Origin of the sequence: Ruminococcus sp. AM42-11, assembly GCF_003480145.1 — a bacterium.
Classification (GTDB): Bacteria; Bacillota; Clostridia; order Lachnospirales; family Lachnospiraceae; genus Blautia_A; species Blautia_A faecis.
Map to the genome: position 1 here is coordinate 361,967 of NZ_QUIO01000001.1, position 7,129 is coordinate 369,095.

Consider the following 7,129-nt stretch of genomic DNA (forward strand, 5'->3'; position numbering starts at 1 on the left):
ACTTTTTTAAGAAAGGAACTTACCATGAATAAATCTATTGCAGTCGCAGGTACCGGATATGTAGGGCTTTCTATTTCTGTACTGCTGGCTCAGCATAATCATGTTGTTGCAGTTGACATAATTCCGGAGAAGATTGCTTTGATAAACCAGAAGAAATCTCCAATCCAGGATGAATATATCGAAAAATACCTGTCGGAAAAGGAACTGGATCTTACGGCCACCACAGACGGAGAATCCGCCTACGCAGACGCTAATTTTGTGGTAGTGGCCACCCCCACCAACTATGACAGCAGGAAAAATCATTTCGACACTTCCGCTGTTGAAGCTGTACTAAGCCTGGTCACAAGGGTGAATCCTGCTGCCACAATTGTGATCAAATCTACGATTCCTGTAGGCTACACAGAATCTATCCGAAAGAAGTTTCACAATAACAATATTATTTTCAGCCCGGAATTTCTCCGAGAGTCCAAGGCCCTGTACGACAATCTTTACCCAAGCAGGATCATTGTCTCCTGTGATGAACACACCAGAGAAGCAGCTCATACTTTTGCAGCACTTCTTCAGGAGGGTGCTCTTAAAAAAAATATCGACACCTTGTTCATGGGATATACGGAAGCAGAAGCTGTAAAACTTTTTGCCAACACCTATCTGGCACTTCGTGTTTCCTATTTTAACGAGCTGGATACTTACGCGGAAATGAAGGGGCTGAACACCCGCGATATTATCAATGGAGTCTGTCTGGATCCCCGGATCGGAACGCATTACAATAATCCTTCCTTTGGCTATGGCGGCTACTGCCTGCCTAAGGACACCAAACAGCTTCTTGCCAATTACAACGACGTTCCTCAGAATATGATGTCCGCAATCGTAGAAAGCAACCGTACCCGAAAGGATTTTATTGCTGATCAGGTACTGCAAAAAGCCGGCTATTACAACTACAATGAGGACAACTTTTATCAGTCAAGCCTGGAAAAAGAAGTGGTTATCGGCGTCTACCGCCTCACTATGAAGAGTAATTCCGATAATTTCCGACAAAGCAGCATTCAGGGCGTTATGAAGCGGATCAAGGCAAAAGGCGCCACTGTCATCATCTATGAGCCCAATTTGGAAAACGGTTCCACATTTTTTGGCAGCAAGGTTGTAAATAATCTGGAAGAGTTTAAAGAAAAAAGCCTGTGTATTCTGGCGAACCGTTATGACAAGGTCCTGGACGATGTGAAGAAAAAGGTTTATACAAGGGATCTGTTTTCCAGGGATTAAGAAACGAAAGCGTGTCTAAAAAAGGCTTCCGCAAGATGTACATCACAATTTGTGGGAGATTTTGCCCGGATGCGGGCGCCGTAGCGGGCTGCGTAGGTCGAATTCGAGCAAAACATACCGCAATCTGCACCATACAAAAACAGGCAGGAAACATAGCGATCAAGAGAGCAGATAGCTCCGTTTAATCACTGTGTTTCCTGCCTGTTGTCTATGCAATCTGGTTTCTTATTCACTATCCTGGCAGCTGCTCTCTTTCAATTACCGGATGACTTTATCCTGAAATAGCGATTATAAGCATCCAGCACATCCTTACGTCCTCTCACGCGAATGGGAACCCGTTCTCCATTTCGGAGTAAAAACTCCTCTTCTACATCTGTAATGTGATCCATGTTTACCAGAAAGCTTTGGTGGCAACGTAAAAAACGGGGATCCTCTATCTTTTTCTCAAGATTTCCAAGTTTTTCCGCAGTCTCAAGCACTGAACCATCCAGCATATGTATGGTTACTGTATGGCGGTCACTTTCCAGGTATAAAATTTCATCCACGAAAGGATAACGATACTGTCTTCTGCATTTCACGGAAATCCGCCTGCGGAGCTCAGACTTCAGCAGTCTGTTTAAAATTGCTGTGGTCTGCTTCTCTTCTGCAGGTTTCAGAAGATAGCCGGATGCTTCTACCTCATAACTTTCAAGAGCAAAATCAGGTGAAGCAGTCAGAAATACAATAGGCGCTTTTACTCCCAGGTCACGCAGCTTCCGTGCCGTGTCCATTCCATTCAGATCGCCCATATAAATATCAAGAAAAATCAGATCTGGCCATATATAGCCCTCTTCAATGTCTGCAAGGAGGCTCTCTCCAGATTCATATTCCTGGATCTGCGCCTCCCTGCCATTTGTCTGAAAGTACACCATCAACTGACGCTTCAGCACAAAACGCTCAACTTCCACGTCGTCACATATGGCAATTCTGTTTACCAAAGCTCTCCCAAAGCCTCCTTGTACTTGACTAGTTTATTATAACACAACGTTCCCTTTCGGGGAGAAATCTGCATAATCGTCACGTTTCAGAGCATAATCCTCAATTACCTGCACTCCCCACTTTGTGGGATCTTTCAAGGCTTGCAAAGATCCTTCACAACCTCTCCGGCAATGATCAGTCCTGCAACAGACGGCACAAATGCTACGCTTCCCGGAATATCACGACGCTCTGTACATTTGTGCTTGGCACCTGGCGGGCAAATACAGTGGGTTCTGCAGCTGATGGACATATCCTCTATCGGTCTTGTAGGGATTTCCTCGGAATAAACCACTTTCAGCTTACGGACGCCACGTTTCTTCAGTTCGCGGCGCATAACCTTGGCAAGAGGGCAGACCTTAGTCTTATAAATGTCCGCAACTTTAAACTGGCTTGCATCCAGTTTGTTTCCGGCACCCATAGAACTGATGATCGGAACCCCTTTCTCCTTCGCCTTCATGACAAGGGAGATTTTTGCAGTAACGGTATCTACTGCATCTACAATATAATCATATTCTTCAAATGGAAAATCGTCTGCATTCTCCGGCAGAAAAAAACACTTATGTGTCTCCACCTTCACGTCCGGATTGATTTCCAGCATACGCTCTTTCATAACATCCGTCTTGTATTTTCCCACTGTTTTTCGCGTTGCTATGATCTGGCGGTTCAGATTCGTAAGGCATACCTTGTCGTCATCGATCAGGTCAAAAGCACCTACCCGCTTCTCACCAACGCCTCACACACATATCCGCCAACACCGCCGATTCCAAATACTGCCACTCTGGCACCGGCAAGCTTCTTCATCCCCTCTTCTCCAAGAAGAAGCTGGGTTCTTGAAAACTGATTTAACATAAATTTTTCTCTCCTCAATGAAAGACAGGCAACAGACTTTCAAACAGACATTTCTCTTTCAATAAGAAAACTGCGGTCTGTTCTATCTTCACATAAAAAGCCTGGGAAGCTTATCCACCCAGACTTTTGTCCACATTACCTTTCGGAAATATTTTATAATGACTGTGTTTTTCTGTCAATTATTTTTTCGCCTACACATAAATAAATTACAGCGTTCCTGTTCACTCCGTTCGCAGTATCATTACAGCCATTTTTTCAAAACATCACTCAGCTTATTCATATCCAGCGGCTTTGCGATATGTCCGTTCATACCTGTATTTTTTGCCAGCTGTACATCTTCTGCAAAAGCATTGGCAGTCATGGCAACAATTGGCAGTTCTCCTTTTTCACCGGGGAGGCTTCTAATTGCTGCGGTTGCCTGATAACCATTCAGAACAGGCATTTGGATATCCATAAAAATAAGGTCATACCGGTCTTTTGGAGAAACCTCCACTTTTTCAACTGCAATTTTTCCATTTTCGGCTGTCTCAACTTCTGCCCCTGTCATCTGCAGGATTTCCACTGCAATTTCTCTGTTTAACTCATTATCCTCGACCAGCAGAATCCTTTTTCCTGTGTAATCTGCTTCTGACAGATTCTCCAGATAATTCCTTGCTGTTTTTTCTTTTTTGTCAGAAACAAACTGCCGCAGTGTAGCGGTCAGCCTGGAACGGAATAACGGTTTTGCAATAAAAGCATCTACACCTGCTGCCTTTGCATCTTCTTCAATCTCGCTGAACTCATAAGATGTCAGTACAATGATGGTAATCTCCTTCCCTATCCGTTTCCGAATCTGTCTGGCAGTTTCTATGCCATCCATATCCGGCATCTTCCAGTCCAAAATAACAGCAAAGTAATCATTTTTTAGCTCATGACGTGCATAGCAGCGCTCAACGGCTTCTCTGCCGGAGAGGACCCATTCGCCTGTAATTCCAATCTCCTTCAATGTCGCAACTGTACTTTCACAGCATGTCTTATCATCATCCACAACCAGAACCGGCAAATTCATCAGATTTTCATCCTTTTCTTTCTCTTTTTCCTGAAGTTCAAGATAAATTGTTACCGTAATTTTAGTTCCCTTGTGTAAGGTGCTGTCCACTTTAATATTACCATTCATCAGATTTACAATATTTCTGCTGATTGCCATTCCCAGACCAGTTCCCTGAACTCTGGTTGTCCGATGGTCATCTGCGCGGCTGAAGGGATCAAACATGATTTTCTGGAATTCCGGCGACATACCGATTCCATTATCCTCAATCGTAAATTCATAGCATCCAAGCTCCGAAAATCCATTTGGCTTTTCCTCTATGGAAAAAGTAATATTCCCGCCATCCGGTGTATACTTGATCGCATTACTCATCAGATTCACAAATACCTGCTGAATCCTCAGACTGTCACCGCAGACATCCTCATGTTCAATATGATTAATGTGTATATCAAAATTATGTTTATGTTCATCAAGCACCGGTCGCGTAAGTGTAATAAGATTATCCACCAATTCTGACAAATTGAAATCTTCCTGTGCCAGTGTCATTTTTCCACTTTCAATACGTGCCATATCCAGCACTTCATTGATCAACCCAAGCAGATGACGGCTTGATTCTGTAATCTTGCTGAGACATTCAATAACTCTGTCCTGACTCTCAATATTTGCTCCGGCGATTGCTGTCAGACCCACAATGGCATTCATCGGTGTTCGGATATCATGGGACATATTGGAAAGGAATTCTGTTTTTGCACGATTTGCATTTTCTGCGGACCGGTAAGCCTCTTTCAGTGCCTGACGGGATTCAATCTCTGCTTTCTTCTCCTGTGTCACATCCATGGATGCCAGCAATACCTTTTCCAGCTTTCCATTCTTCCATTCCAAGGGAATATAAGAAGCGATTTTATAAGTCTTTTCATCCAGGCTGCAATACTCAAACTTATAAATATCATTTTCGCTTTTCAGATTTTCTCGGATATTTTCCGGGGCTATCAGAATATCTATAGCTTCCAACGGTTCCAGTGTCTTATACTTTTCAAGAACCTGCATCTGAAAATCATGATAGAAGCCCAGAGGTTTATATATCATCTGTCCATTCAGATTGTAGAATTCATATCTGTCATTTTCCAGATCACAGACAACAAAACGGTCAACCAGACGCACTATGCTCTGAATCAGCTGCTCCATGGAAGCATTATCCGCTGCCATCTGCAGATGCCGTGCGCTCTCTACCTTTGCCTCCGTAATATCCCGCAGAAAAATCATGGCATATTCTGAATCCTCTATCTCGCCACGTATGATCACATTACGGACCCATCGTTCTTCTCCCTTCAGAGTGATTCGGCACTCCAAAGACAATTCGGTTTCCAGACCCTTCAGTTTTTCCGCAATATAGCCACGATCATAAAAAGCGGATACTGCCTTCTTATCTGTTTCCACAACATAGGAATCCACAAAATGCCGGATCAGTTCATCCCATGTATGACTCTGTTCAAAAACAGTCATCAGGGACGGTTCAACCTTAAAGGTATCAAATGTGTTTGCTTCCAGGTTAACATAATATTCGCACAGATCTGTTTTCGTAAAGGCACGGTGGAAAGCAGCTGACTTTTGTGCCTGCATAATTTCTTTTTTTTCCGCATCAATATTAATAAAAATCCCGGCAATCCTGCTGGCAGAACCATCCAGCCGGCGTATTACTTCTGCTGATGCCCGAAACCACTGGTACTGATGATCCTTCATTCTCATACGGTACTCTACCTGGTATTTTACCTGATTCGTCTTATCCGCAATTGCCGCCTGAAGCTGCATCATTACTCTTTCTTTATCCTGTGGATGCAGAAGATCTGACCAGGATTCCAGTTTATTCGGAAAATCCAGAGTATCATGATAGCCAAGCATTTTTCGGAACTCATGGCTCCAGTTTGCATTCACAATCTCACTGTTTTCGTCACAGTCAAAATACCAGAAGCCGGAACAGATAGCCTCATTGATCAGTGCCAGATTTACATGATCCCAGTTGACCTGTACGGACATAATCCAGATCTGTCTGCCTGCTTCATCTGTCGCATCCTCTTTATAAAGCCGTACATTATTCACTGTACCGTCCGCTGTAAGGATCTGCGCTTCCCCGGCTCCGTGGATCTGCAAAAAACGGTCTCGATCCAATATACTTATATCCTTGCCGTAAAAAAAATTCTTCAATGAGCCTTTTGTCTGCTTCATAAAAGAATCGAACGTATGTCCTATACTATGTAGCAGCAGATTACTCACAGACAGAATAGACAGATTTTGGTCATAATATCCGGTCAACATACCTACCCCGCCATTATTTTCCAGTGTTTTCTGTATTGCCTGTGATAAATCCTGTGTTTGTCCAGGTACCGTCTTGTTTAAAGAATATATTTTATCCTCATAATTTTCCTTATATAACATTTTATAAAAACCCTCACTCTGTTTGATGCGTGTTTGAAAAAGGCTTTCTGCAAAATGTGGCGCGCAGATTGTAGGAATGCTTTTTCAACCACGCTCCAGAACATGCTCCGGCAAGTTCTCGTACATATTTTGGCATATAAAAAGGACACCTGACAAACATCCTGCCAGTGTCCCTGCTACATCTTTTTAAACTCACACATCCATATACATATAGTATAAAAGGTATCGGAATCGCTTCCGTTCTCACGTCTTTTCTATATATGGAAACAGCAGCAACCGGCTGACATGGTCAGACTTTCTGACTTTAGCCCCTTCTGGCTTTGCGTCCCTGCCTTTCAGCAAGTTTGCCTTTAAATAATTCCCATTTTTCATCAAAAATAAAATACCATGAAGTTTCCGATGCGTCAATAATATTTTGATAGAAAATCTGTGTTTATGAACCATTTATGATAATGTCCTAATATACCATAAAGGAAAATGTCCCAATGTAGTATAATGCTTCCATCAACAGATGGAGGTAACGATTATCAGAAAGGTAGAATT

General features: G+C 42.9%; 4 protein-coding genes, 1 pseudogene and 1 riboswitch. Of the genes and pseudogenes, 2 read left to right on the plus strand and 3 right to left on the minus strand.

Annotation, left to right across the window (positions count from 1 at the left end; translation table 11 throughout):
* Positions 1–24: 24 nt before the first annotated feature.
* A complete protein-coding gene (locus DW904_RS01555; RefSeq protein ID WP_147422277.1) occupies positions 25–1,260 on the plus strand; it encodes a nucleotide sugar dehydrogenase in 1,236 nt (411 codons plus the stop codon).
* Between the two features lie 11 nt (positions 1,261–1,271).
* On the plus strand, positions 1,272–1,445 hold the full coding sequence (locus DW904_RS24840; RefSeq protein ID WP_347561982.1) for a DUF6783 domain-containing protein: 174 nt from the start codon (positions 1,272–1,274) through the stop codon (positions 1,443–1,445).
* Positions 1,446–1,514: 69 nt separating this feature from the next.
* On the opposite strand, the gene DW904_RS01560 is transcribed toward DW904_RS24840, so the two are convergent.
* The 3 genes and pseudogenes from DW904_RS01560 to DW904_RS01570 form a co-directional block, all read right to left on the minus strand.
* Positions 1,515–2,237: a LytTR family DNA-binding domain-containing protein gene (locus DW904_RS01560; protein ID WP_226836519.1), complete on the minus strand. Its 723-nt coding sequence runs from the start codon at positions 2,235–2,237 to the stop codon at positions 1,515–1,517.
* Positions 2,238–2,371: 134 nt separating this feature from the next.
* Positions 2,372–3,126: pseudogene (locus DW904_RS01565) on the minus strand (tRNA threonylcarbamoyladenosine dehydratase).
* A gap of 241 nt (positions 3,127–3,367) precedes the next feature.
* Entirely contained in the window at positions 3,368–6,586 is a 3,219-nt protein-coding gene (locus tag DW904_RS01570) for a response regulator (protein ID WP_118577792.1), read from the minus strand.
* A gap of 268 nt (positions 6,587–6,854) precedes the next feature.
* A riboswitch (cyclic di-GMP riboswitch) is annotated at positions 6,855–6,945 on the minus strand.
* Positions 6,946–7,129 lie beyond the last annotated feature (184 nt).

Coding starts and splice junctions, on each gene's coding strand:
- DW904_RS01555 (WP_147422277.1), top strand. CDS start 25: ATGAATAAATCTATTGCAGTCGCAGGTACCGGATATGTAGGGCTTTCT.
- DW904_RS01570 (WP_118577792.1), bottom strand. CDS start 6,586: ATGTTATATAAGGAAAATTATGAGGATAAAATATATTCTTTAAACAAG.